At 73.5% G+C, this 24,954-nt stretch carries 26 protein-coding genes and 2 tRNA genes; 21 read left to right on the top strand and 7 right to left on the bottom strand.

Annotated elements, in window-relative coordinates; translation table 11 throughout:
- The first annotated feature begins 5 nt into the window (after positions 1-5).
- Positions 6-635: a TetR/AcrR family transcriptional regulator gene (locus CXR44_RS12985; protein WP_101786598.1), complete on the top strand. Its 630-nt coding sequence runs from the start codon at positions 6-8 to the stop codon at positions 633-635.
- 19 nt (positions 636-654) lie between these two features.
- Entirely contained in the window at positions 655-1,746 is a 1,092-nt protein-coding gene (locus tag CXR44_RS12980) for a calcium:cation antiporter (RefSeq protein ID WP_101786021.1), read from the top strand.
- An 8-nt stretch (positions 1,747-1,754) separates the two neighbouring features.
- On the opposite strand, the gene CXR44_RS12975 is transcribed toward CXR44_RS12980, so the two are convergent.
- Together CXR44_RS12975 and CXR44_RS12970 are read right to left on the bottom strand one after the other, a co-directional pair.
- Positions 1,755-2,498 carry an ABC transporter permease gene (locus CXR44_RS12975; RefSeq protein WP_101786019.1) on the bottom strand — a complete coding sequence of 248 codons (744 nt, stop codon included), beginning with the start codon at positions 2,496-2,498 and terminating at the stop codon, positions 1,755-1,757.
- Positions 2,479-3,441, bottom strand: a complete 963-nt coding sequence (locus tag CXR44_RS12970) for an ATP-binding cassette domain-containing protein (RefSeq protein WP_101786017.1) — start codon at positions 3,439-3,441, stop codon at positions 2,479-2,481. Before CXR44_RS12970 ends, CXR44_RS12975 begins: the two co-directional genes overlap by 20 nt.
- A 276-nt stretch (positions 3,442-3,717) precedes the next feature.
- Here CXR44_RS12970 and CXR44_RS12965 point away from each other — a divergent pair, with 276 nt between their 5' ends.
- The 12 genes from CXR44_RS12965 (at position 3,718) to CXR44_RS12910 (ending at position 11,603) form a co-directional block, all read left to right on the top strand.
- Entirely contained in the window at positions 3,718-4,740 is a 1,023-nt protein-coding gene (locus CXR44_RS12965; protein ID WP_219601779.1) for a GH25 family lysozyme, read from the top strand.
- A gap of 56 nt (positions 4,741-4,796) precedes the next feature.
- On the top strand, positions 4,797-5,342 hold the full coding sequence (locus tag CXR44_RS12960) for a C40 family peptidase (protein WP_245899119.1): 546 nt from the start codon (positions 4,797-4,799) through the stop codon (positions 5,340-5,342).
- A 73-nt stretch (positions 5,343-5,415) separates the two neighbouring features.
- On the top strand, positions 5,416-5,619 hold the full coding sequence (locus CXR44_RS12955; RefSeq protein ID WP_101786015.1) for a transposase: 204 nt from the start codon (positions 5,416-5,418) through the stop codon (positions 5,617-5,619).
- Positions 5,620-5,675: 56 nt separating this feature from the next.
- A tRNA-Thr gene (locus CXR44_RS12950) sits at positions 5,676-5,748 on the top strand.
- A 517-nt stretch (positions 5,749-6,265) separates the two neighbouring features.
- On the top strand, positions 6,266-7,027 hold the full coding sequence (locus CXR44_RS12945; protein WP_101786013.1) for a hypothetical protein: 762 nt from the start codon (positions 6,266-6,268) through the stop codon (positions 7,025-7,027).
- A 227-nt stretch (positions 7,028-7,254) separates the two neighbouring features.
- A tRNA-Met gene (locus CXR44_RS12940) sits at positions 7,255-7,328 on the top strand.
- Between the two features lie 70 nt (positions 7,329-7,398).
- Complete coding sequence (gene rpmG / locus CXR44_RS12935) at positions 7,399-7,563, top strand: 50S ribosomal protein L33 (protein WP_101786011.1); 165 nt, start codon at positions 7,399-7,401, stop codon at positions 7,561-7,563.
- 204 nt (positions 7,564-7,767) lie between these two features.
- Entirely contained in the window at positions 7,768-8,217 is a 450-nt protein-coding gene (locus tag CXR44_RS12930) for a MaoC family dehydratase N-terminal domain-containing protein (protein WP_101786009.1), read from the top strand.
- Positions 8,217-8,645: a MaoC family dehydratase gene (locus tag CXR44_RS12925; RefSeq protein ID WP_101786007.1), complete on the top strand. Its 429-nt coding sequence runs from the start codon at positions 8,217-8,219 to the stop codon at positions 8,643-8,645. The genes CXR44_RS12930 and CXR44_RS12925 overlap by 1 nt, the downstream gene beginning before the upstream one ends.
- 102 nt (positions 8,646-8,747) lie before the next feature.
- The gene (locus CXR44_RS12920; RefSeq protein ID WP_101786005.1) at positions 8,748-9,686 is read left to right on the top strand and encodes a hypothetical protein; all 939 of its coding nucleotides are present in this window, start codon (positions 8,748-8,750) and stop codon (positions 9,684-9,686) included.
- 71 nt (positions 9,687-9,757) lie between these two features.
- Entirely contained in the window at positions 9,758-10,792 is a 1,035-nt protein-coding gene (locus CXR44_RS12915; protein WP_101786595.1) for a UDP-N-acetylmuramate dehydrogenase, read from the top strand.
- Positions 10,793-11,033: 241 nt separating this feature from the next.
- Positions 11,034-11,603, top strand: a complete 570-nt coding sequence (locus CXR44_RS12910; RefSeq protein ID WP_101786002.1) for a TMEM165/GDT1 family protein — start codon at positions 11,034-11,036, stop codon at positions 11,601-11,603.
- A gap of 84 nt (positions 11,604-11,687) precedes the next feature.
- Here the strand turns inward: CXR44_RS12910 and CXR44_RS12905 are convergent, their stop codons facing one another.
- Both CXR44_RS12905 and CXR44_RS39400 read right to left on the bottom strand, forming a co-directional pair.
- Positions 11,688-14,567 carry a helix-turn-helix transcriptional regulator gene (locus CXR44_RS12905; RefSeq protein ID WP_101786000.1) on the bottom strand — a complete coding sequence of 960 codons (2,880 nt, stop codon included), beginning with the start codon at positions 14,565-14,567 and terminating at the stop codon, positions 11,688-11,690.
- 121 nt (positions 14,568-14,688) lie between these two features.
- Positions 14,689-14,835, bottom strand: a complete 147-nt coding sequence (locus CXR44_RS39400) for a hypothetical protein (RefSeq protein ID WP_180903369.1) — start codon at positions 14,833-14,835, stop codon at positions 14,689-14,691.
- 208 nt (positions 14,836-15,043) lie between these two features.
- Here CXR44_RS39400 and deoC point away from each other — a divergent pair, with 208 nt between their 5' ends.
- The 5 genes from deoC (at position 15,044) to CXR44_RS12885 (ending at position 19,548) form a co-directional block, all read left to right on the top strand.
- On the top strand, positions 15,044-15,973 hold the full coding sequence (deoC, locus tag CXR44_RS12900; RefSeq protein WP_101785998.1) for a deoxyribose-phosphate aldolase: 930 nt from the start codon (positions 15,044-15,046) through the stop codon (positions 15,971-15,973).
- Positions 15,973-17,406 (top strand): aldehyde dehydrogenase family protein, encoded by a 1,434-nt coding sequence (locus tag CXR44_RS12895; protein ID WP_101785996.1) that lies wholly within the window; start codon positions 15,973-15,975, stop codon positions 17,404-17,406. Before deoC ends, CXR44_RS12895 begins: the two co-directional genes overlap by 1 nt.
- The gene (locus CXR44_RS38880) at positions 17,396-17,593 is read left to right on the top strand and encodes a hypothetical protein (RefSeq protein ID WP_144069941.1); all 198 of its coding nucleotides are present in this window, start codon (positions 17,396-17,398) and stop codon (positions 17,591-17,593) included. The genes CXR44_RS12895 and CXR44_RS38880 overlap by 11 nt, the downstream gene beginning before the upstream one ends.
- A complete protein-coding gene (locus tag CXR44_RS12890) occupies positions 17,586-18,431 on the top strand; it encodes an aldehyde dehydrogenase family protein (protein ID WP_101785994.1) in 846 nt (281 codons plus the stop codon). Before CXR44_RS38880 ends, CXR44_RS12890 begins: the two co-directional genes overlap by 8 nt.
- A 217-nt stretch (positions 18,432-18,648) precedes the next feature.
- Positions 18,649-19,548 (top strand): LysR family transcriptional regulator, encoded by a 900-nt coding sequence (locus CXR44_RS12885; protein WP_101785992.1) that lies wholly within the window; start codon positions 18,649-18,651, stop codon positions 19,546-19,548.
- Here CXR44_RS12885 and CXR44_RS12880 read toward each other — a convergent pair.
- Positions 19,538-20,647 (bottom strand): FAD-dependent monooxygenase, encoded by a 1,110-nt coding sequence (locus CXR44_RS12880; protein ID WP_101785989.1) that lies wholly within the window; start codon positions 20,645-20,647, stop codon positions 19,538-19,540. The two genes, CXR44_RS12885 and CXR44_RS12880, sit on opposite strands and share 11 nt — an antisense overlap.
- Before the next feature lie 146 nt (positions 20,648-20,793).
- Between CXR44_RS12880 and CXR44_RS12875 the strand changes: the two genes are divergently transcribed.
- Positions 20,794-21,780, top strand: a complete 987-nt coding sequence (locus tag CXR44_RS12875; RefSeq protein WP_101785987.1) for a TetR/AcrR family transcriptional regulator C-terminal domain-containing protein — start codon at positions 20,794-20,796, stop codon at positions 21,778-21,780.
- Between the two features lie 9 nt (positions 21,781-21,789).
- The gene (locus CXR44_RS12870) at positions 21,790-22,965 is read left to right on the top strand and encodes a threonine synthase (RefSeq protein ID WP_101785985.1); all 1,176 of its coding nucleotides are present in this window, start codon (positions 21,790-21,792) and stop codon (positions 22,963-22,965) included.
- Between the two features lie 123 nt (positions 22,966-23,088).
- On the opposite strand, the gene CXR44_RS12865 is transcribed toward CXR44_RS12870, so the two are convergent.
- Positions 23,089-23,928, bottom strand: coding sequence for a hypothetical protein (locus CXR44_RS12865; protein WP_101785983.1), 840 nt, complete (start codon positions 23,926-23,928; stop codon positions 23,089-23,091).
- A gap of 2 nt (positions 23,929-23,930) precedes the next feature.
- Positions 23,931-24,954 (bottom strand): ATP-dependent helicase C-terminal domain-containing protein (locus tag CXR44_RS40850; protein ID WP_281260269.1); only part of this gene is annotated, 1,024 nt, incomplete at its 5' end.

Here is a 24,954-nt window from a genome sequence, read left to right as displayed (position 1 = left end):
GGAGCATGGCTCCGCAAAGTAACCGGAACGATGCTCCGGATGTAGCTTACGCTAATCGGAGCGACGCTCCGGAACCGGCCGGCACGCGCGCCGACGCCCGCCGCAACCGCGCCCGCATCCTCGTCGCGGCCCGGGAGGCCCTCGTCGCCGAGGGGACCGACGCGTCGCTGCGGGCCATCGCCCGGCGCGCCGGGGTGGGCGTCGGCACCCTGTACCGCCACTTCCCGACCCGGGAGGACCTGATCAAGGAACTGGTCCGGGAGAGCTTCCACGCCCTGGCCGCCCGGGCCGGGCGGCTCGACGCGGACGTCCCGACGCTCGACGCCCTCACCGCCTGGCTCGACGACTTCGCCCATGCCATGACGATGTACCAGGGCCTGCCGGCCTCCCTGATGGCGACGATCGCCGACGAGGCGTCGCCGCTGAACCGGGCCTGCCACGACATGCGCCAGGCGGGGGCCACGCTGCTGCGCCGAGCCCAGGACGAGGGGGTCATCCGCGGCGACATCGACGACACGGACCTGTTCGCGCTGGTGAGCGCCGTCGGCTGGGCCGCCGAGCGGACCGACGCGCCCGACGCGCGGCGGGCCCGTCTGCTGAAGGTCGTCCTCGCGGGGCTGGTGGAGCGCGCCTAGAAAGGGCATCACGCTGCACATGACCCGTTACCTCGCGCAATGGTGGACTGCCGGCGTACCCGTGCTGGCCCTCCTGGCGCTCGCGCTGTCGTGGGGGCGCGAACTGCCGGTGGCGGGGGCGATCGTGCTGGCCGTCGTCCTGGCCGGAGCGGTGCTGGCCGCCGTGCACCACGCCGAGGTGATCGCCCACCGGGTGGGCGAGCCGTTCGGGTCGCTGGTGCTCGCGGTGGCGGTCACCGTGATCGAGGTGGCGCTCATCGTGAGCCTGATGATCTCCGGCGGTGAGCAGACGGCGACGCTGGCCCGCGACACCGTGTTCGCCGCGGTGATGATCACGTGCAACGGCATCATCGGGCTGTCGCTGCTCACCGGCACCCTGCGGCGGCGGACGGCGCTGTTCAACGCCGAGGGGAGCGGCGGCGCCCTCGCGACCGTCGCCACGCTGAGCACCCTCAGTCTCGTCCTGCCGACGTTCACCACCAGCGCGAAGGGGCCCGCCTTCTCGCCCGCCCAGCTCGGCTTCGCGGCGGTGGTGTCGCTCGCCCTGTACGGGCTGTTCGTGCTCACCCAGACCGTGCGGCACCGCGACTACTTCCTGCCCGTCCCCAGAGAGGGCCGGCCGGCCGGCGAGGAGGAACACGCGCCCACTCCGAGCACGCGGACCACGCTGGTCAGTCTCGGGATGCTGCTGGTGGCGCTCGTGTCGGTCGTCGGGCTGGCCAAGGTGGAGTCGCCGTTCATCGAGACGACGGTCCGCGCCGCCGGCCTGCCTCACTCCGTGGTGGGCGTGGTGATCGCGCTGCTCGTGCTGCTGCCGGAGACCCTCGCCGCCGTCCGGGCCGCCCGGCGCGATCACATCCAGGTGAGCCTCAACCTCTCCCTCGGCTCCGCGATGGCCAGCATCGGCCTGACGATCCCGGCCATCGCGGTGTCGTCCATCTGGTTGCAGGGACCGCTGGTGCTCGGGCTGGGCGGCACGCACATGGTGCTGCTGGGCCTGACGTTCGTCGTCACGACCCTCACCGTGGTGCCGGGGCGGGCCACGTTGCTGCAGAGCGGGGTGCACCTCGTGTTGTTCGCGTCGTTCCTGTTCCTCGCGGTCAGCCCCTGAGGCCCCGGCTACACGCCCCTGCGCATGGCGCGGTTGCCGAGGACGAGGCCGACGGCGGCGACCAGGGCAGCGGCGGCCGTGCCGTACAGGACGGACGGGTCGGTCAGGCGGCCCGCGAACAGGGCGCGCTCCGCGTCCACGACGTACGAGACCGGGTTGAGCTGCCCGACCACGCGCAGCCAGCCGGGCCCGGAGTCCATCGGCAACAGCACGCCGGACAGCAGGAGCAGCGGGAAGAGCAGCGTCTGGGTGACGATGTAGAACAGCGTGCCGCTGGGCGCCGACCTGAACGCCAGGACGAACGACAGCGCGCCCAGCCCGACCCCGAACAGCACGAGCAGCGCCAGCCCCGCCAGCACGCCCGGCAGGTGCAGCCGGAAGCCCAGCGGCACCGCCAGCCCGATGATCAGCACCGACTGGCACAGCAGGACCGCCATCTCCTTCATCGTCCGGCCCACCAGCATGGCCGTGCGGTTGACCGGCGTGACCATCAGCCGCTCCATCGACCCGCCGATCAGCTCCACCAGCAGCGTGTAGCCCGCCGCCATCGGCCCCGACAGGCACATCATCACGAGGATGCCGGGCACGAACCACTGCCACGACGAGCCGATCGCCCCGTCCAGCAGCGACCCGAACAGGAACAGGAACAGCAGCGGCTGCCCCATCTCGAACAGCAGCCCGACCGGCTCGCGCAGCGAGGGCCTGGCCTCGCGGGTGAGGACGGTGGCGGTGTCACGAAGGAACGTCGTCATCGGTGAGGCTTCTCCCGGTCAGTGTGAGGAACACGTCGTCGAGTGTGGGTCGGGTGGTCTCCGCGCTGGTGGCCTTGATGCCGGCCCCCTCCAGCGCGCGCAGGAGGTCGGGAAGGGCGGCGGGCGCGTCGGCGACCCGCACCCGCACGGTCGTGCCCTGGGTGGTGACCTCGGCGCCGGCCGCGCCGCCGGCCAGCGCCGCGCAGGCGGCCGCCTCCGGCTCGGTGCGGGTGGTGATCGTGATGTGGTCGCCGGCCAGGTCGGTCTTCAGCCGGTCGGCAGTGCCATCCGCGATGACGCGGCCGCCATTGACGATCACCACCCGTTCGGCCATGCTGTCGGCCTCCTCCAGGTAGTGGGTGGTCAGGAAGAGCGTCGTGCCGTACGCCTCGCGCAGCCGCAGGATGTGCGACCAGATCTCGGCGCGGCTCCGCGGATCGAGGCCGGTGGACGGCTCGTCGAGGAAGAGCAGGACCGGGCGGTGCACCAGACCGAGCGCGATGTCGAGGCGGCGGCGCTGGCCGCCGGACAGGGTGCCGGGCTTGCGCCGCGCCATGGGCCGCAGCTCCAGCAGGTCGAGCAGCTCGTCGGCGCGCCGGCCCGCCTCCCGCGGGGGCAGGCCGTAGCAGCGTCCCTGGGTGACCAGCTCGTCGCGGACGAGGAAGTTGTCGCCGGCGCTGCTCCGCTGGCCGACGTAGCAGATGCGGCCGCGCACCTTGGCGGGCTCGCGGCGCACGTCGTGGCCGGCCACGACGGCGGTGCCCGACGTCGGGGGCAGCAGGGTGGTGAGCATGCGCAGCGTGGTGGACTTGCCCGCGCCGTTCGGGCCCAGGAAGGCGACCAGCTGGCCGGCCGCCACGTCGAGGTCGAGGCCGCGGACGGCCTCGACGGGGTCGTTCTTCTTCATCGTGAACACGCGGGTCAGCCCCCGGGCGTGGATCATGGCAAGTTCTCCTCCGGGCATGGCGAACAACCCCTGGGGGAAGGGGTGCCGGGGTGGGTGGGTCGCCGCCATCTTGCGCACGGGAATCGCGGCTTGGCAAACGCGAATGGTGTGTTCACAAATAGCTGTGACCTGCGGAAACAATGGAACGGGCCACAGGGGTGCGCGGGCTTTCCCGGTGCGCTGAAATGCGCTTTCCCCGCGTCCGGAGTTTTTTCGATAACGGTGGACGAGAACGGCTTGCGGGGGTATGTCGGGGGCCGCGATGATCCCGACGTGAAATCTCGGTGGTGGTACGGAGTGGCCGGCGTGGTCGTCGCGGCGGGGCTCGCCGGCAGTGGGCAGGCGGCGCGCGCGGCGGACGGGCTCACCGGGGTCGACGTGAGCAACTGGACCGGTGACGTCGACTGGGCCGCCGTGGCGTCCGGCGGCGGCACGTTCGCGTTCGTGCACGCCACCGAGGGCACCGGCTACCGCAACCCCGCGTTCGCCGCGCAGTACGACGGCGCGGCGGCGGCCGGGCTGCTGCGCGGCGCCTACCACTTCGCCCAGCCGCACGAGTCGGACGGCGCCGCCCAGGCCGACCACTTCCTGACGGGCGGCGGCGCCTGGCGGTCCGACGGCCGGACCCTGCCCGGCGTCCTCGACCTGGAGGACAACCCCTACCGCGACCGCAACGGCAAGAACGCCTGCTACGACCTCCCCCCGGCCGACATGGTCACCTGGATCAAGGCGTTCACCACCAGGTACCGCGCGGCCACCGGGCGGCACGCGATCATCTACACCACCACGAGCTGGTGGCGCACCTGCACCGGTGACTCGACGGCGTTCAAGGCCAATCCGCTGTGGATCGCGCGCTGGGGGAGCGACCCGGGCGAGCTGCCCAAGGCGTGGCCGAAGCACACGTTCTGGCAGTCGGCCGACAAGGGGCCGCTCGCCGGCGGGCAGAACTCGTTCAACGGCACCCAGGCCGAGCTGGAGGACCTGGCCCACCCGCCCGCCGAGGTGACCGTCTCGGGGTTGGCCAGGGACCGCCGGCGCTACAGCGTCACGGTGGCCAACACCGGCCCGCACCCGTTGACGAAGATCACGATCTCCGGTCGCGCGTACGGCGGGCAGCGCGTGGTGCGCGCCCCCGGCTGCAGGTTCAGCGGCACGGCGGTGCGGTGCGAGGTCGCCGAGCTGAAGCGGGGCCGGAAGATCACCTTCACGTTCACCACCAGGCCCCGCTCGGCCAAGGGCGCGGTCGGCATGCGCTTCGCCGTCGGCACCGTCGACCTGGACCTGCGCGCCCCGTAACCGGGTGAGGCAGGATCTCCCGGAGGGAGGCTGTCGGCGGGAGGGGAGCGGGCGCGGTGTCGGTGCGTCGCCGGTCGGCCTGGCCCCGCTTCGCCCTCGCGGTCGCCGCGCTCCTGGCGGCCGCGACGGGGTCGGTGCCGCCGCGGCCGTACGCGCCGCCGGAGACCGTCGTCGCCATCGCGCTCGACGTCGAGAAGCGCGGCGTCGTCTACTCGTGGGGCGGCGGGCACGCCGACGAGCCGGGACCCTCGACGGGCACCTGCCTCGGCTACACGGGCCGGATCCGGCCCTGCCCGGCCACCCGGACCGTGGGGCTGGACTGCTCCGGCTTCACCCGGTGGGTGTACGCGCTCGCGCACGGCCGCGACGTCCTCGGGCCGGGCAACACCGACGACCACGTGCGCCGGATGCGCCGGGTGCGCTCGCCGTTGCCCGGCGACCTCGTCTTCTTCGGCTCGGTGACGGAGGAGCGGATCCGTACGCACCACGTCGGGATCTACCTGGGCGGCGGGAAGATGGTGAACGCCCCCGAGACGGGGGCCGTCGTGCGGGTCGACCCGATCCATCGCGTCAAGGACTTCGCGGGCTTCTACCGGCTCTGAGCGGCCCGCGTCATCGGTGTGACAGGGGTCACGTGACGAAAAATGAGAGACCCGAGGGCTAATCTGTGCCGCTATGGACAGGCGATGGGTCGGCCCCGACGGCCTTGAGATCGTTCCGGCTCTGCAGGGTGGCCGTCAGGTGCTACGGGTGAGCCGTGACGGCAGGTTCGTGGCCGACTGCGTGTCCGTCGCGCAGGTGGCCCGGCTGGTCGATCTCGCCGACCTGTGCGAGGTCATCGCGCTGCCCGCCCGGCGGGGGTTCGAGGCGGTCGGATGAGTTCGCATCATCGCTGAGGGGCGTGTATGGTTACACCTGTCCGCAGCGCCGGACAGGCCCCTATAGCTCAGTCGGCAGAGCGTCTCCATGGTAAGGAGAAGGTCAACGGTTCGATTCCGTTTGGGGGCTCGCATTCTGAGCAGGAAATCGCCCGGTCCGAGATCATTCGGAGCCGGGCGTTTCGCATGCGGTGCGACAGCGGTCGCCAGGCCGGCACGGTGCCGCCGGGCGCCGCGCCGGCCCGGCTGTCCGCGGCCCGCTTGCGCGCCCGATCCCGTTCAACAGGTCACGTAGGCGCGGCTCGACCGGCCCCAGGCGCACGTGTCTATCTTCTTCAGGTCGCTGCCCCGATAGAGGCCCGCGGTTGGTGAACCGCACCGCCGGAGCCGCCCCATGGGCCGCGGAGGCGATGGCGGGCAGGGTCGCCGCGGCCACACCGGCGGCCAGGATGCTGTGACGTGCTGAGCGCATGGAAGTCCTTCTCTCGGGAGGTGCCGGGGCAAAGGCAGCAGAGAGGACGGACGGTGGGTCGCCCCGGTTGACGCGGTGGTCCGGTTCCGTTGGCGCTCCGGGTGTGGGGCGGTTTCGGCCGCCCGCCTCGGGTAGCGGTCCGGTTCGGAGGACCGGGAGCGTCGCGAGGGGGACCATGGCACGGTCGCTGACCACCGCAGCCGGTACGGCCCTGGGGGCCGCGTTCAACGTGGCGGCACACCTGCGGCGAGGGCGGCCGCTGCACCCGGCGGGGCTGCTCTTCGACGCCGAGCTGCGCCTGCACGGCACGGGGCGGACCTGGGGATCGCCGTTCCTCGACGAGCGGACGGTCCTGCGCGGGACGGCCCGGCTGTCGCGCTCCGCCGGGCTGCCGCCGCCGCTGCCCGACATCCTCGGCGTCGCCCTGCGCTGGGAGCAGGCGGGTCTCCACCCGGAGCTGCTCCTCGCCACCACCGGGCACACCACGCTCGGCCGCCGCCTGCTGCGGCCCGCCACCCGGTGGGCGCCCGGCATGTACGGCTCCCTGTTCCCGTACGAGGTCGCCGGCCGGCGGGTCCTGCTCGGCGGCCTCCCGCGGGCGGACCGGCCCCTGCCGGCCAGGTTCGACGTGCTGGCCCGCGAGGTGGAGCGGGCGCCGCTCCTGCTGGACCTCCTCGTCGCGACCCCGTCGGGGCCGTGGCAGATGTTCGGCGAGGTCCGGCTGCGCCCGCCGGCCCGGCCGGACGCCGCTGCGCCGACGCGGTTCAACCCGCTCCGACATCCCGCGCCGGGGCTGCGTCCGGCGGGGTGGCTGCAGCGCGTGCGCGGGTTCGCGTACGACGCCGCGCAACGGGTGCCGGACCAGGGGGCCGGGCACGGGCGGGAGCCGCTGGGTGCGGAGCCGCCGCGCGCCCGCGCCGGTTCGCGCCCGCCGTGACGCGCTGGTACGCTGGCGCGCACTCCGACCCCGACCCGCGGGCGGCCGGGCCGCGCCGGCCGGTGAGCCCACAGGGGAATGCCCGCGGGGCCGTCGTCGTTGAGTTCGTCAGTCGGGTGCTCTTCAGGCATACTGGGAGCACCCTCGCCCGATCAGGCGAAGTACAGATGTGCTTCCCGGTTCGGGTATCCTCTACGGGGCCGGGTCGTTTTCCGCACCGGCTTCCAGGCGGAGTAGCTCAGTCAGGCAGAGCAAACGGCTCATAATCGTTGTGTCGCCGGTTCAAGTCCGGCCTCCGCTACTGCCCCATCCCAGGTCCGCGACCTGGGCATGGGCATGTCCTAGTCCCGAACGTAGAAAGGCACTCCCACGTGGCTGCCACCGACGTTAGGCCGAAGATCACGCTGGCCTGCCAGGAGTGCAAGCACCGCAACTACATCACGCGGAAGAACCGGCGCAACGACCCGGATCGGCTTGAGCTGAAGAAGTACTGCCCCAACTGCCGCACGCACCGCGCGCACCGCGAGACCCGCTAGCTCGTTCCCGAGCGCGATCTCGCCGGGCAGCACTGCCTGGTTTCCCATCGCACAACCGGCGCCCTCGATCGAGCGCGCCGGTTTGTCGTGTCTGCGGGTCCCTCCCTCGGCCCCGGGCAAAATCGTGACCATGCCCGGAGACAGCCGAACCTTGTTCTGTTAGCGTCTGGCTCAAACGGGCGCAGGACACGCGAGGGAGCACAGATGGCCTTGAATCGTGACTTCGTGGGGCGGACCTATCAGGCCGGCGCCCCGTACGAGGTCAGCCGGGTGAAGATCAAGGAGTTCGCCGCGGCGATCGGCGACCCCAACCCCATCTACCGCGACCGCGACGCCGCCCGGGCGGCCGGCCACCCCGACGTGGTCGCGCCGCCGACCTTCCCCATCGTGTTCAGCCTGCAGAGCGGCGGCGAGGCGCTGACGGACCCCGACCTCGGCCTGAACCTCGCCATGGTCGTGCACGGCGAGCAGCGCTTCGAGTACACCCGGCCCGTCTACGCCGGTGACGAGCTGGTCACCACCGCGACGATCACCGACATCCGCACCGCCGGGCGCAACGAGCTGCTGACGGTCCGCAGCGACGTCACCACCGTGGCCGGCGAGCCGGTCTGCAGCACCTACAACACGATCATCGAGCGCGGAGGGGCGGCCTGATGACGGCGACGGTGAAGTACGACGAGGTCGAGGTGGGCCAGGAGCTCCCCGCCGTGGACTACCCCGTGCGCCGCAGGGACCTGGTGATGTACGCCGGGGCGTCCGGCGACTTCAACCCCATCCACTGGAACGAGCGCTTCGCCAAGGCCGTCGGGCTGCCCGACGTCATCGCGCACGGGATGTACACGATGGCGCAGGGCGGCCGGTACGTCACCGACTGGGCGGGCGACCCGGCAGCCGTGCTCGACTACGGGGTGCGCTTCTCGTCCATGGTGGTCGTGCCCGACGACGACCAGGGGGCCACCGTCACGGTCAGCGGCGTGGTCGAGGAGAAGCTGACGGACCAGCGGGTGGTCGTCGCCCTGACGGCCCGGTCGGGCGACGCCCAGGTGCTGTCCAAGGCGCGCGCCGTGGTCCGGCTCGCCTGACCTCGCCCGGCGCGATAGGCGGCGCCGCTCGCGGGTAAGCGAGAGCCTATGACTGAAGCCGCACATCCTGTCACCGTCTGGCCGACGGTTCGGTCGATCCCCGTGTCGGCCGTGACCGACGACGGGCCGCCCGGCCACCTGCGGCCGCCCACGCCGCAGGACGTGGCGGGCGGCACCGGCACCGGCCGCGACACCACGGGCGGCGCGCCCGGCGGTCCGGCCCCCGGCGGGACCGCCACGGGGGTGGGCACGGCGCGGGCCAGGCCGGCCCCTGACGAGACCGGCTCGGGGGCGCGGGCGAACCCGGCCGCCGAGTTCGGGTTCTCCGGTGACCCGGGCCAGCACGGCGTCCCGGCCGACGACATGCTGCACGCCCAGCGCACCTGGGACGCCTCGCTGGCCACCAACCGCCTGGACGACTTGGGCGTCACCGCCGAACGCAGACGCGTCGAGACGGCCCCCGTCAGCACCGGCGTCGGTCTCGTCGTGGACGGCGACCCCGGACGGGTGCGCGAGGTGCTGCGGTCGTTCCTCGACCACACCGACGCCCGCCTCCTGGTCCTCGACCTGGGCGACGTGGACGGCGCGGGCGCCGTGGTGCGCGAGTTCGCCGGCCGCGAGCCCGAACGCGTCACCGCCTGGCACGTCGCCGAACTGCCGGCCTGGCGAGGCGGCACGGCCACGTGGGGCATGTGCCGGGGCAAGCTGCTGCAGCTGGACACGTCCGAGGTGCACGTCGTGACGGACGGGACCGTCGTCCTGGAGGGCGACGCTCTCACGCCGCTCGTCGCCGCGGTGCACGGCGGCGCCGTGGCCGCCGGACGGACGGGGCTGGACCGCGACGGCGAGGAGGGGCGACCGGCCGGACCCGGCAAGGTGGCCGCGCTGGGCGGCGAGCTGATGGCCGTACGGCGGGCGGCGGCGCTCGGCGCGGGCGTGGAGGAGGCGCGCGACGCGACCGAGCTGTCGCGGGCGCTGCGCGGCGCGCTGGTGGTGCCGGAGGACCGCCTGCCGGCCCGGCGCGCCGGCGAGCCCCGGTAACCCGGCGGGGTGGGGCCGCGGGGGTGGGGCTGCGGGCGTCGCGGGGTCTCCTAAGCTTGTGCCCCATGGAGATGCTCGCGCCGTACACGACCCTGGGCCTGGGCGGGCCCGCCCGCCGCTTCGTCGAGGCCGACACGGCCGAGCAGCTCGTCTCCGAGGTGGCCGAAGCCGACCGGCGGGGCGAGCCGACGCTGGTGCTCGGCGGCGGGAGCAACGTCGTGGTCGCCGACGAGGGGTTCGACGGCCTGGTCGTCAGGGTGGCGACGAAGGGCGTGACGGCCACCCGGGACGGCGGGCAGGTGGTGGTGACCGCCGCGGCCGGCGAGGACTGGGACGCGCTCGTCACCCGCGCCGTGCACGAGGGCTGGTCGGGGCTCGAATGCCTGTCGGGCATCCCGGGCCTGGTCGGCTCGACGCCGATCCAGAACGTCGGCGCCTACGGCCAGGAGGTCGCGCAGACCATCAGGTGCGTGCGCGTCTACGACCGCAGGACCCGGCACGTCGTCGACCTGGAGGCCCGTCAGTGCGGGTTCTCCTACCGGGACAGCGCCTTCAAGCGTGACCTGACCCGCTACGTGGTGCTCTCCGTCACCTACGCGCTGGAGGTCTCCGAGCTGAGCGCCCCGATCGCCTACCAGGAGCTGGCCACCCGGCTCGGGGTCGAGCCGGGGGGACGGGTGCCGTCGGCCGGCGCCCGCGCGGGCGTGCTGGCGCTGCGGCGGGGCAAGGGCATGGTGCTGGACCCGGCCGACCCCGACACCCGCAGCGCGGGCTCCTTCTTCACCAACCCGGTGCTCGGCCCGGAGGAGGCGGCGGAGCTGGCCGCCCGCGCTCCCCGCCACCCGCGCTGGGAGCTGCCCGGCGGCGCCGTCAAGGTGCCCGCCGCCTGGCTGATCGAGCAGGCCGGCTTCGCCAAGGGCTACACCCGCGGCGCGGCCCGCATCTCGACCAAGCACACGCTCGCCCTGACCAACCCCACGGGCACGGCCACCACCGCCGACCTGCTGGCCCTGGCGGCCGAGGTGCGTGCCGGCGTCCGCGAGAAGTTCGGCCTCACCCTGGTCAACGAGCCGGTGCTGGTGGGGTGTGAGCTGCCCCCGGAATAGAACACCCCCGAGAGCTTGTTAGAGTTCTCCGGAAACACCGAAGGGGAGTAGTCCCAATCGCGTGATCGACACACTGGCGCTCCGGCGCCCGGTCACGCGGGCCTGGTCATCAGGCGGACGAGACCTTCGGCCTGGCCGTCATGCACCCTGTTGAGTACAAGACGCTGCCGGGCCGAAGAGTCGTGCCCGAAAGTCCCCTTGGGCGGTGCAGCTCCCGGTCCGGCCGCGCGGAAGAGGACCGGTGGAAGCGTTCTGGATCAGTCTTGTCGTCATCTTCGTCGCCGAGCTGGGCGACAAGAGCCAGCTCATGGCGATGACGTTCGCGACCCGTTTCAAGCCCTGGCCGGTGCTGGCCGGAATCACGATCGCGACGACGATCGTGCACCTCGTCAGCGTGGCCGTCGGCGGCCTGATCGGCGACGCGCTGCCGACCACCGCCATCTCCGTCGTGGCCGGCATCGCCTTCCTGGGCTTCGCGCTGTGGACGCTGCGGGGCGACGAGCTGACCGAGGAGGAGTCGCGCAAGGCCCAGCGCACCACCCGCAACGCGCTCATCGCCGTCACCGTCGCGTTCTTCCTGAGCGAGCTGGGTGACAAGACGATGCTCGCCACGATCACGCTGGCGACGCAGCACGGCTGGGTCGGCACCTGGATCGGCTCCACCGTCGGCATGGTCGCGGCCGACGCCCTGGCCATCGTGGTGGGCCGCATGCTGGGCCGGCACCTGCCGGAGAAGGTCATCAGGTACGGAGCCGCCGCTGCGTTCGCCGTCTTCGGCGTGGCGCTGCTGGGCGAGGCGCTGCTCGCCTGACCTCCCGGCTCCCGCCGCCCCCGCCCCCGGGATGCCGTGCGCGCCCGCGTCGAGACAAGCCGGGCGTACCGCCCGGACGGCGATCTACAGCGTGACCAGGGACAGCCGGTGAGCGGCGGCGGCGGCCTCGCCGCGCGTCGTCACCCCCAGCTTGGCCAGGATGTTGGAGACGTGCACGCTCACCGTCTTGGCCGAGATGAACAGCTCTGCGGCGATGTCGCGGTTCGTCCGCCCGAGCGCCACCAGGCGCAGCACCTCCAGCTCGCGCGGGGTGAGCTGCTCGGGCGCCGCCTGCCGCTGGTGCTGCTGCTGGACGCCGCCGACGCGGCGCGCCAGCGTGTCGATCTCGTCCAGGAGGGGCGCCGCGCGCAGCGAGGCGGCCAGCGGCCTGGCCGTCGCGAGCCGGCCGGCCGCGCCTTCCCTGTCGCCCGCGCGCGCCGCCACCGTGGCCGCCCGTAGCAGGGCCTTGGCCTGGTTGTGCGGGCGGTTGAGCCGCTCCCAGGCCACCGCCGCGGCGTCGAAGTCGCGGGAGTACGACAGCCGGTACGCCTCGGCGACCGGACCGCTGACCTTGAGCCCGGCGGCCACGGTGGCGGCCTGCTCCCGCAGCGCGCGGGCGCGGGCGGGCTCGGCCGGCTCGACGGCGTCGCAGAGCGTGGTGAGCTGGGCGAGCAGCCGCCAGCCGAGCATGGCCTTCGGCGACTGGGAGTCCCGGGCGAGCGTGCGCTCGGCGACGGCGAGCGCGGCGTCGGGCTCGCCCCTGACCAGGTGCCAGCCGATGTGCAGCCGCATGCTGTTGGTGATGTCCTGGACGAAGTCCATCGGCCGTTCCTTGAGCACGCCGGTCTCGCTCAGGATGTGCTCCACGAGGTCCAGCTCGCCCCGGCCGAGGGCCACGTCGGCGCGCACGCGGAGCAGGTGATGGCGGTTGCGCAGCACCGGCCCGAGATTGAGCGCCCGCTCGACGGTCTCGACGGCCTCGTCCCAGCGGCCGATCGCCTCCAGGGTCTCGGCCATGTTGTTGAGGATGAACAGGCCGCTCAGCCGCGTCCGGCCGTATTTCTTGGCCAGCCGCCAGCCCTCCTCCGCCAGGGCGAGGGCCTCGGGCCAGCGGCCGAGATCGTTCAGCGTGTCGACGTTGTTGCCGATCGCGCGGGCGATCACCCGGCCGGAGCCCTCCTGGCGGCCCAGTTCGAGGGCCTGGGAGTTGGTGGCGAGCGTCGTCTCGGTGTCGCCGGCGATGGCGTGGCCGAGCGCCAGGTTGAGCAGCAGGTCGCCCTCCAGGCACCGGTCGCCCAGCTCCCTGGCCAGGCGCAGGCCCTCCTCGGCCAGCTCCTTGCCCTCCTCGACGTCGCCTCGGAGCATGAAGTGCGCGGAGATCGGGTTGATGATCTCGGCGCGGGCCAGGCTGGGCTGCGGGACCAGGCGCAGGGCGTGACGCAGGTCCTCGACGATGCCCATCTTGCCCTTGTAGACCTTCAGCTGGGCCCAGTCGACCATCAGCTTGGCCACCCGCTCGGGTTCGCGCGCCTCGTCCAGCTCGGACAGGGCCGCCTTGACGAACTTCACGCCCCGGTCGAGCTCGCCGCTGGCCCGGGCGGCCTCGCCGGCCCGCTCCAGCACGGTGGTGTGGTCGGCCCCGATGCGCTCGGCCGCGTCGGGCACGCGGTCCCACAGCATGAGCACGCGTTCCAGCAGCGGGATCGCCTCGGTGTAGGCGAAGGCGTGGAACGACTTGCGCGCCGCCTCCCAGGCCGAGATCAGCGCCCACAGGTCGTTGCGCGCGCCGTACCAGTGGTGGGCGAGCTCGACGGCGGCACGGCCGGGCGGGACGAGCGTGCGGTCGCGGGAGATCTCCTCGGCGTAGCGGGCGTGCAACCGCTGGCGCTCGCCCGGCAGCAGCTCCTCGTGCACGGCCTCGCGGATCAGCGAGTGGCGGAAGACGTAGGCGCGGCCGTCGGCGATCTGCAGCACGTTGCGGGCGATGGCGGGGCGCAGCGCGCCCTCCAGCTCCAGGTCCGACAGGCCGCTCACGGCGGCGAGCAGCGTGTGGCCGACGCGGGTGCCGCCGGCGGCGGCGATGCGCAGCACCCGCTGGGTCTCCTCGGGCAGCCGCTCCACGGTGCCGAGGATCAGGTCCTGCATCGACTCGGGGAACGTGCACTCCTCGCCGCATTCGAGCAGCGCCTCGACGAACAGGGGGATGCCCTCGCTGCGGTCGTAGACCTTCTGCACCTTGTGGAAGGCGGGCACGACGCCGAGGATGCCGGCCATCTGCTGGGCGACCTCGTCCTGCGACAGGCGCGACAGGTCGACCCGCAGGACTCCGTTGACCCGGCTCAGCTCGGCCAGCACCGGCCGGAGCGGGTGCTGGCGGTGCAGGTCGTCGGAGCGGTAGGTCATGAGGATCAGAACCTGCGGCGCCCGCAGGTTGCGGCTGAGGAACGCGATGAGGTCGCGGCTGGACCGGTCGGCCCAGTGGATGTCCTCGATGAGGAGGATCGTCGGGCGGCTGTCGGCCAGCCGCTCGATCAGCGTGAGGAACTGCTCGAACAGTCTGGCCCGGCCCGCCTCGGTCTCGCCGTCGCCGCTGGGCTCGCCGAACTCGGGGAGCAGCCGGGCCAGGTCACGCTCGGCGCCCTCGGGCAGGAGCGACGCGACCCTGGCGGTGCCCTGCTCACGGACGAGCTGCCGTAGCGCGGCGGTGAACGGGGCGTAGGCCAGACCCTCGGTGGACAGCTCGACGCACCCGCCGTAGAGGACGAGCGCGTCGCTGTCGCGGGTCACCTGCTCGGCGAAGCGCTGCACGAGCCTGCTCTTGCCGACGCCCGCCTCGCCGCCGAGCAGCACGGCCGTCGCGGCTCCCTCGCGGGCCTGGGCGAACGCCTCCGAGAGGGTGGCGAGCTCCTCCTCACGTCCTACGAAGACGGGACTTACCGATCGGCCCAGCATGTGTTCCAGCATGGCACGCCTTGAGCAGAGCTTTCGACGGATTTCCGGGGGGTGGGAAAGGCACTGGAGAGGTGTCAAGGAGGCACAGAGGCCCGGCCGCGAGGGAGGATGCGGCCGGGCTCTCGTGGCGTCTTCATGAGGAGCGGCGCTTGCCGAAGACCGAGCGGCGCTCGGACTTGTTGCCCTTCTCTGCCTCGCGTACCCGGCGGTGGTGGGCCGCAGCCGCGCGCAGCTCGTTCGCCTGGCTCTTCATGAGCTCGAACTGAATCTCGGGGTTCACGATGTCTCCTGACATGTCGTGCTTCTTGCTGACACCTTTAACTTTCGGGCTAAGGCCCACCCCCGCACATCGGGCGGATGCCTTATCTACGCCGGTCGTGCGGCCGGGGGATACCTAGGCCTCGGGGCGGGGCGCCTTAGGCACCTCAGGCGGAAGATCCGGTTTGGAAGTAGCCCACCTGGTCGGCGATGCTGTGGAGGTGTCAACCATGACTACCTCGCTCGCGGACGTGGCCTCCTCCGGCGCGACGCTGAGAGCATTCCTGCACGGCCTCCCCGGTGTCGATCGGGTGGGCGCGGACCAGCGGGCGGCGATGCTGAGCACCCGTTCGATCAAGACGACGGCCAAGGCGCGAGCGATCGATCTGGCCATTTCGATGGTGGATCTCACGACGCTGGAAGGGGCGGACACCCCGGGCAAGGTCCGGGCGATGTGCGCCAAGGCGCTGCGTCCGGGCGAGGACGCGCCACAGGTGGCGGCGGTGTGCGTCTACCCCGACCTGGTGGCGGTGGCCGCCGAGGCGGTGGCCGGGTCGGGGGTGAAGGTCGCCTCGGTGGCGACCGCGTTCCCCAGCGGCCGCTCGTCGCTGGAGGTGAAGGTGGCCGACACCGCGCTCGCGGTGGCGGCGGGCGCCGACGAGATCGACATGGTGATCGACCGGGGGGCGTTCCTCTCCGGTGACCTCATGAAGGTCCACGACGAGATCGTCGCGGTCAAGGCGGCCTGCGGCGCCGCCCATCTCAAGGTGATCCTGGAGACCGGCGAGCTGGCCTCCTACGACAACGTACGCCGGGCCTCGTGGCTGGCGATGCTGGCCGGAGCCGACTTCATCAAGACCTCGACCGGCAAGGTGTCGCCCGCGGCGACGCTGCCGGTGACACTGATCATGCTGGAGGCGGTCCGCGACTTCCGGGAGCGCACCGGCCGGCAGGTGGGCGTCAAGCCCGCGGGCGGCATCCGCACCACCAAGGACGCGATCAAGCACCTGGTGCTGGTCAACGAGACGTGCGGCGACGACTGGCTGTCGCCCGACTGGTTCCGGCTGGGCGCCTCCTCCCTGCTGAACGACCTGCTGATGCAGCGCCAGAAGCTCGCCACCGGCCGTTACGCGGGCCCCGACTACTTCACCCTGGACTGATGATGGCTGTGTTCGAGTACGCGCCCGCGCCCGAGTCGCGCGATGTGGTCGACATCCGGCCGTCCTACGGGCTGTTCGTCGACGGCGAGTTCGTCGACGGGGCCGGACCGTCGTTCAAGACGGTCAACCCGGCGACCGAGGAGACGCTGGCGGAGGTGGCCTGCGCCGCCGAGGCGGACGTGGACCGCGCGGTGCGCGCCGCGGGCAAGGCGTTCGGGCCGTGGAGCGCGCTGCCCGGAGCCGAGCGGGCCAAGTACCTGTTCCGGATCGCGCGGCTGATCCAGGAGCGCTCCCGCGAGCTGGCGGTGCTGGAGACGCTCGACAACGGCAAGCCGATCCGCGAGTCCCGCGACGTCGACCTGCCGTTGGTGGCCGCCCACTTCTTCTACTACGCGGGCTGGGCCGACAAGCTCGCCCACGCCGGGTTCGGCCCCGACCCGCGGCCGGTGGGCGTGGCGGCCCAGGTGATCCCGTGGAACTTCCCGCTGCTGATGCTGGCCTGGAAGATCGCCCCGGCACTGGCCTGCGGCAACACCGTGGTGCTCAAGCCGGCCGAGACGACGCCGCTGACCGCGCTGGCCTTCGCCGACATCTGCGTGCAGGCCGGCCTGCCCGCCGGCGTGGTCAACATCGTCACCGGCGCCGGGGCGACCGGGGCCGCGCTGGTGGCCCACCCCGAAGTGGGCAAGGTGGCCTTCACCGGCTCGACCGAGGTGGGCCGGCAGATCGCCCGCACCGTTGCGGGCACCGGCAAGAAGCTCACCCTGGAGCTCGGCGGCAAGGCGGCCAACATCGTCTTCGACGACGCGGCGCTGGACCAGGCCGTGGAGGGGATCGTCAACGGGATCTTCTTCAACCAGGGACACGTGTGCTGCGCCGGGTCGCGGCTGCTCGTGCAGGAGTCGGTCGAGGAGGAACTGCTGGCCGCGCTCAAGCGGCGGCTGGGCACGCTCAGGCTGGGCGACCCGCTGGACAAGAACACCGACATCGGGGCGATCAACTCCGCCGAGCAGCTCGCCCGGATCCGGTCGCTGACCGAGGCGGGTGAGCAGGAGGGCGCCGAGCGGTGGTCGCCCGCCTGCGAGCTGCCCGCCAACGGCTACTGGTTCCCGCCGACGCTGTTCACGCGGGTGGCGCAGTCGCACCGGATCGCCCGGGAGGAGATCTTCGGGCCGGTGCTGTCGGTGCTGACCTTCCGCACCGAGGCCGAGGCCGTCGAGAAGGCCAACAACACCCCGTACGGGCTGTCGGCCGGGATCTGGACCGAGAAGGGCTCGCGCATCCTGATGATGGCCGACCGGCTCCGCGCCGGCGTGGTGTGGGCCAACACCTTCAACCGGTTCGACCCCGCCTCGCCCTTCGGCGGCTACAAGGAATCCGGCTACGGCCGCGAGGGCGGGATCGCCGGACTGGAGGCCTACCTTGACGTGTGACCATCGTCGTGGCCGCCGCCGGGCGCGCCGCGCCCAGGCCACCCGCGGGCACGCCTTCGCCCGCGCCGGCCGGCCCGTACGCACCGGCTGGTACGCCCACCGGTGCGGGGTGAGCCGGTGCGGACAGGTGTTCGTGCCGGTCGAGATGTCGCAGGAGATCATGTGGAGGGGGCGCGGCGATGAGTAGGCTGGCCGTTCGCAAGACCTACAAGCTGTTCATCGGCGGCGCCTTCCCCCGCTCGGAGAGTGGGAGGTCCTTCGTCGTGACCGACGCCAAGGGCGGGTTCGTGGCCAACGCCGCCCGCGCCTCCCGCAAGGACGCCCGCGACGCCGTCGTGGCGGCGCGCAAGGCGTTCCCCGGCTGGTCCGGCGCGACCGCCTACAACAGGGGCCAGATCCTCTACCGGGTGGCCGAGATGCTGGAGGGCCGCCGCGCCCAGTTCGCCGAGGAGCTCGGCACCGGCAAGAAGGCCGCGCTGGAGGCGGTGGACGCGACCGTCGACCGGCTCGTCTGGTACGCGGGCTGGTCCGACAAGATCACGGCGGTCCTGGGCACGGCCAACCCCGTGGCCGGCCCCTACTTCAACCTGTCGTCGCCGGAGCCGACCGGTGTGGTGGCCATCGCCGCACCGGACGACCCGCTGCTCGGCCTGGTGTCGGTCGTGGCGCCGGCCGTCGTCACGGGCAACACGTGCGTCGTCATCGCCTCGCAGCGCTCGCCCCTGGCGGCGATCACGCTGGCGGAGGTGCTGGCCACCTCCGACCTGCCCGGCGGCGTCGTCAACGTCCTCACCGGCCACCAGCGGGAGCTCGCGCCCTCGCTGGCCGGGCACATGGACGTCAACGCCCTCGACCTGACGGGCGTGGCCGACGCCGAGCTCGCCGTGGAGTGCGAGCAGGCGGCGGCGGCCAACCTCAAGCGGGTCCTGCGGCCCGCCCCCGAGGACTGGACCGCCGACCCGGGCACCCGCCGGATGGCGGCCTTGCTGGAGACCAAGACCGTCTGGCACCCGCTGGGCGTGTGAGGCCGGCGCCCGGCCGGCGGAGGTCGTGGTCCAGCCCGACCCCGCCGGCCGGGTCCCGCCTCGACCCCCGTCCCCCGCGCTGGGCTGGCTGCTCCTCATGCCCGCCGCCGCGGGCACGCCGCGCCTCCCGGACGCGGTCGGGCGGCGGGCGTCGTGCGTCGTGCGTCGTGCGGCGGGCGGCGGGCGGCGGTGGCGAGGGTTGCTAGCGTGACTCGGCATGGAGCTGCGTCAGCTGGCCTACTTCGTGGCGGTGGCCGACGAGGGCGGGTTCACCCGGGCGGCCGAGACGTTGCACGTCGCCCAGCCCGGCGTGAGCGCCCAGATCCGGCAGTTGGAGCGGGAGCTGGGCCAGCCGCTGTTCGACCGCTCCGGGCGCGCGGTCCGGCTGACCGAGGTGGGTGAGGCCGTGCTGCCGTACGCGCGGGCGGCCCTGCGCGCGGCGGCCGGGGCCCGGCAGGCGGTCGACGAGCTGACCGGGCTGCTGCGCGGGCACGTCGTGATGGGCGCCGTCTCGGTGCCCTCCGTGCTCGACCTGCCGGGGCTGCTGGCCGGCTTCCACGAGCTGCACCCGGCCGTGGAGATCACGCTCAGGGAGGCCGCGCCCCGCGCGGTGGCGGACGACGTGCTGGCCGGGCGGATGGACCTGGGACTGCTCGGCATCGGCCCGGTCGTGCCGCCGGGGCTGGCCGGGCAGATCGTGGTGCGCCAGCCGCTGGTGGCCGCCGTGCGCCGTGACCACCCGCTGGCCGGCCGCGCCGGCATCGGCCTGACCGACCTGGACGGACTGGCCGTGCTCTGCCTCCCGCCGGAGACGGGGGTGCGCTCCAGTCTGGAGGCGGGCTGCGCGGCGGCGGGCTTCACGCCGAGGGTGGCGTTCGAGGCGAGCGAGCCGCGGGTGCTCGCCCAGCTCGCGGCCAAGGGGCTGGGGGTGGCCGTGCTCCCCGAGTCGGCGGTCTCGATCGCGCGGGACGAGCTGCACGTCATCGAGATCATCCGGCCGCGGCTGATCGGGCGGATGGCGCTCGTCTGGCGCGGCGAGGGGCAGGTCGGCCCGGCGGCCCGGGCGCTGATCGGGTACGCCCGCCGTGTCCTCCCGGACCTGGGGCCTACAGGGTGATGGCGTTCTTGGCCCGCTCGAGCGACTCCTCCGAGGCGGGGCCGCCGGGGTTCTCGGTGGCGAGGGCCTGGTTGAGCGCCACGAACGGCCGCATGCGCGCCTCGTACCGGGCGAGTGCCGCGGCGTGGTCTCCCGCCGCGTGGTGGCCCGCGAGCTCGGCGGCCAGCACGTACGCGCCGACGAGGGCGAGGCTCGTGCCCTGGCCCGACAGCGGCGAGGCGCAGTAGCCGGCGTCGCCGAGCAGCGTCACCCGGCCGCGCGACCAGGTGTCCATCCGCACCTGCGCCATGGCGTCGAAGTAGAAGTCGGGGGCCTTCCACATGGCGTCGAGCAGCCGCGGCACCTCCCAGCGCAGCCCGCCGCAGTGCTCGGCGACGAGCCGGCGCTGCTGGTCGACGTCGCGGTGGTCGTACGGGATCGGCTCCGCCTCGAAGCCGAGGTTGACCCGCAGTTCGGTGTTGCCGCGCACCGGGTAGACGCCGCCACCGGCGCGGCCCTCGCGCACCCAGACCTGCCAGTCCTCCAGGCCGAGGAAGTTGTCGGCGGTGAAGACCGACAGGTAGGTGCCGAGATGGTGGACGAACTCCTTCTCAGGTCCGAATGCCAGCCGCCGCACCGTGGAGTGCAGCCCGTCCGCTCCCACCACCAGGTCGAACGTCCGGGGCGCGCCCCGCTCGAAGGTCACGTGGACGCCGTGGTCGTCCTGTTGCACGGTGGCGATCGAGTCGCCGAAGACGTACTCGACGTCCTGCCTGGTGCGGTCGAACAGCAGGGCGGTCAGGTCCTCCCGGAGCACCTCGATGTCGTCGTTGTCGAGGCGGCCGCTGCTCATGGCGTGCTCGGTGGAGCGCATGAGCTCGTTGCCGTCCCCGTCGAGCATGGACATGCCGCGCATCCGGGTGCGCACCTCGCGCAACGGGGCCAGCAGACCCATGCGGTCCGCCACGTCGAGGGCCACGCCGCGGATGTCGATCGCCTGGCCGCCGGCGCGCGGCGCGGGCGCCTTCTCGACGACGGTGGGCGTCAGCCCGTGGCGGCGCAGCCAGAAGGCGAGGGCCGGGCCGGCGACGCTGGCGCCGGAAACGAGGACGGTGGTCATGCGAACTCCTGGGTCCTGTGGGGGTGTACGGCTATGAATGTACAGCGTACATACAGCTCTATCAAGCCGTTGAGCTGCAAGTGATGTACTAGGACAGAGGGATCTGTGCTAGGTTTCTGTGCTAGTACAGACAGGAAGGAACGCGCATGGCCGAGCCGCCCTACCTGCGCATCGCCGCCGAGATCCGCGGGCGCATCGCCGACGGCCGGCTCCGGCCGGGCGACCGGGTGCCCTCCACCCGCCAGATCGCCCGCGACCAGGGCGTCGCGCTGGCCACCGCGGCCAAGGTGCTCACCCTGCTGCGCCAGGAGGGGCTCGTGCACGCCCGGCCCCGCGTCGGCACGGTGGTCGCCGCCCCGGCGACCGCCGCACCTGGCGCGACCGCCGCACCTGGCGCGACCGGGACGCCTGGCGCGACCGGCACGCCGGCCGTGCCGGTCGACCCGCCCACGCCCGCGGGCGAGATGAGCCGCGAACGCGTCGTACGGGCCGCGATCGAGCTGGCCGACGCCGAAGGGCTCGACGCGCTGTCCATGCGCGGGGTCGCCGCCCGGCTCGGCGTCGCCACCATGACGATCTACCGCCACGTGGCCGGCAAGGACGAGCTCGTCCTGCTCATGGCCGACACCGCGTTCGGCGAGCTGGGGTATCCGGGGGAGCCGCCGGCGGGCTGGCGGGCCCGAGTCGAGCGGGGCGCCCGGACCCTGTGGGCCGTGCACCGGCGCCACCCGTGGCTCGCCCAGCTCAACTCCCTCTTCAGGCCGCTGCCGCTGCCCAACCTGCTGATCCACGGCGAGCAACTGCTCGCCGCCTTCGAGGAGCTCGGCTTCGACGAGACCACCAGGATGGACCTCCAGGTGGTCATCTACAGTCACGTCCAGGGCCTGGCCGCGCACCTCGAACGGGAGGTCCTCGCCGAGGCCGCCACCGGCCTGTCGGAGGAGCAGTGGATGGAGACGCAGGAGCCCGCCCTCGGCTCCATCGCCGCCTCCGGCCGCTACCCCGCGTTCGCCCGGCTCCTGGCCGGGTTCGCCGACGACGGCTACGACCTCGACCTCGACCGGCTGTTCGAGCTGGGCCTGCGCACCCTGCTCGACGGCCTGGCCGGGTCTGCGCGGGAGGCGCGCGGCTAGGCTCCCCCCGTGAACGGACCATCCCTCGCCGTCCGGCAGCGCTCCCTGGGCGACCCCTCGATCGGGTTCCCGCTGTGGCCGCCGCTCGTCAACGGCTGCCCCGCGACCAGCACGGCGGAGATCGCCTACCCGCTCGAGGTCGACTACGACTACGACCGGGTGGACCCGGCGCTCTTCGACCAGCCGGTCGGGCCCGACCTCGCCCGGTGGGCGCCCCTGCTGCCGCCGCTGCACGCCCCCACCCTCGGCGAGGGCGGCACCCCGCTGCTGGAGGTCGCCGGCGTCCACGTCAAGGACGAGTCGCGCAACCCCACCTGGTCGCACAAGGACCGGCTCAACCGCGTCGCCGTCAGCGCCGCCGTGGGCGCGGGCGCCCCCGGCGTCGTCGTCGCCTCCTCGGGCAACCACGGCGCCTCGGCCGCCGCCTACGCCGCCCGCGCCGGGCTGCCCGCGATCGTGCTCACCTCGGCGGACTCGCCGCCCGCCGTCCAGTCGTTCGTCCGCGCCTACGGGGCCAGGGTGCTGACCGTGCCGGCCGCGGAGCGCTGGCCGTTGATGCGGCAGATCGTGGACCGGCTCGGCTACCACCCGGTCAGCAACCTGACCGTCACCCACACCGGCCACCCGTTCGGCCCGGAGGGCTACAAGACCATCGCCTACGAGCTGTTCCGGCAGCTCGGGACGGTGCCGGCGGCGGTGTTCGCGCCGACCGGCTACGCCGAACTGCTCTACGGCGTGTGGAAGGGGTTCACGGAGCTGCGCCGGCTCGGGGTCGCCACGTCGGCTCCCCGCATGTACGCGTGCGAGCCGGCTGCGGGCGGACCGCACGCCAGGGCCGTGGCCGAGGACCGGCCCGCCGCGATCGTGGAACTCGGGCCGACCGACGCGTACGCCATCGCCTGCCCCGTGGGCGGCCACCGGGGCGTGCGGGCGCTGCGCGACAGCGGCGGCGAGGCGGTCCTCGTCACCGACGGCGAGCTGCGCGAGGCCCGACAGGACCTCGCCCGGCAGGGCCTGTGGGTGGAGCTGTCGAGCGCCGCGGGGCTGGCTGCCCACCGGAGGCTGGGCCGGTCCTTCGACGGCCCGGTCGTCTGCCTGGCGACGTCCAGCGGCTTCAAGGACCTGGACGTGGGGCGCGAACGGGCCGAGGTGCTGACCGGCGCCACCGTGGACGACCTGCTGTGACGCCGCCGCCGTGGCGCCGCCCGCACCCGCTGACCCGCCCGTGACGGTCACGGGCCGTCAGCAGGCCCGTGACCCGGGCGGGTCGACGGCGTGGAACGCCGTGGTGCCGCCCGGCCGCCGGGGTCAGGCCGGTTTGATCCACACGCGTAGCGCGCCGACGGGGGCGAACCCGTGGCGCCGGGCCGCCGTCACGTCACCCTCGTAGCCGACCAGGGGGCGGCCCGGGAACAACTCGGCGGCGTGCGCCACGGCGGCCGCCCAGGCGGTGTCCTCGTCGCCGTCGCGGGCGAACAGGTTCGACACCCCGGTGACCCCGGCGGCGGCGTTGAGCGCGAAGCCGTACCCGATCGCCCCGTCCCGCGCGCCGCCCAGGACGGCGATGCCGGGCCGGGTGAGCAGGGCGGGCCTGAAGACGCCGGGCGCCTCGCCGCCGAAACCCGCGCCCTCCCAGCGGGCGAGCCCGGCGGCGTCCCTGACGACCTCCCACGCGACCGCGCCGTCCGGTCCATCGCCACCACCCGCACGGTCAGCACCAGGTGCACGGTCAGCACCGCCGTCACGGTCCGCGCCGTACGCACGGTCCGCGCCGTACGCGCCTGCGCCGCCTGCGCCGCCTGCGCCGCCTGCGCCGCCTGCGCCGCCTGCGCCGCCTGCGTGGGCGGCGTCGTGGGGCTCGGGGGCCGGGTGGTGGATCCAGTGCGCCTCGAACAGCACCTCGAACCCCGCGGGGCGCAGGTCCAGGGTGGCGAAGGAGTCCTTCACCGACGCGCCCGGCCCCGCGTCGATGGAGTCGAGCACGTCGTCCTCCGTCGCGGCCGGCGTCAGGGTGACGGCGTCCGGGTAGAACGGCGGGGTCCGCACCGGCGCCGTCCAGGCGCGCTCGGCGAAGACGCCGGTGATCCCGTGGGTGCGGCACACCGCGTCGCACCAGTCGGCGTTGTTGCGTGCGGCCTCGGCGGGCATGGTCAGGTCCTTCTGTTCGTGTGCCGGGTGGGTGCGGCCGTCAGCGGGTCCTCGGGCCAGGGATGCCTCGGGTAGCGGCCGCGGAGCTCGGCGCGTACGGACCGGTAGCCGTCCCGCCAGAACGACGCCAGGTCGCCGGTCACCGCCACCGGCCGGCCCGCCGGAGACAGCAGGTGGACCAGCAGCGGCACCCCGGCGATCCGCGGCGTCTCCTGCCAGCCGAACAACTCCTGCAGCTTCACCGCGAGCACCGGCTGCTCGCCCGAGTAGTCCACGCGCACGCGCGAGCCGCTCGGCACCTCCACCCGCTCGGGCGCCACGGCGTCCAGGCGTTCGCTCCACGGGACCAGCCGCCGTAGGGCCGCGGCCACGTCGACGACCTCCAGGTCGGCCCGGCGGCGGGCCCGGGACAGCTCCGGCTCCAGCCAGTGGCCGGCCAGCTCCAGCAGGTCGTGCCACCCGGCCACCGGCGGCCACGGGTCGCCGAGCGCGCGGTGGCAGAACGCCAGCCGGTCGCGTACGGCCAGCGCCTCCTTCGTCCAGGTCAGCACGCCCTCGGCGCGCAGCCCGGCCAGCAGCGCCGGGCGCACGTCGACGTCGTCCAGCGGGGTGGACGACAGCTCGACCGCGCCCAGCCGCTCCACCAGGCGGGCGGAGACGTCGCCGCGCCGCCCACCGGGCGGCACCCGCCAGCCGACCTCCTCCTCGGTCGTGACGGGCACGGCCAGCCGGGCGATCTCCTCGTCGATCTCGACGGCCTGCCGCACCCTGGCCGTCGCCGAACCCGTCGGCCGGTCGGCGACGGCCACGGCCAGCCACGTCGCCGACGCCAGCCGGGAGCCCTCGGCCGGGCGCGCCTCCGTGCCGGACGACATGAGGTAGCCGCCGCCGCGTCTGCGCGCCACCCGCTCCGGGAACGCCAGCGCCACCACCGTCCCGGCCAACGCCTCATCCGGCTGTCCCGCCCAGCGCCCGAGACCCGGAACCGCCCCGCCCGCCCGAGCCGCCCCGCCTGCCGGAACCGAG

It is taken from the genome of Nonomuraea indica (assembly GCF_002850745.1).
GTDB classification, from domain to species: Bacteria; Actinomycetota; Actinomycetes; order Streptosporangiales; family Streptosporangiaceae; genus Nonomuraea; species Nonomuraea indica.
The sequence above is the reverse complement of the archived record's forward strand: the minus strand, read 5'-3'. Positions and strand labels throughout refer to the sequence as shown.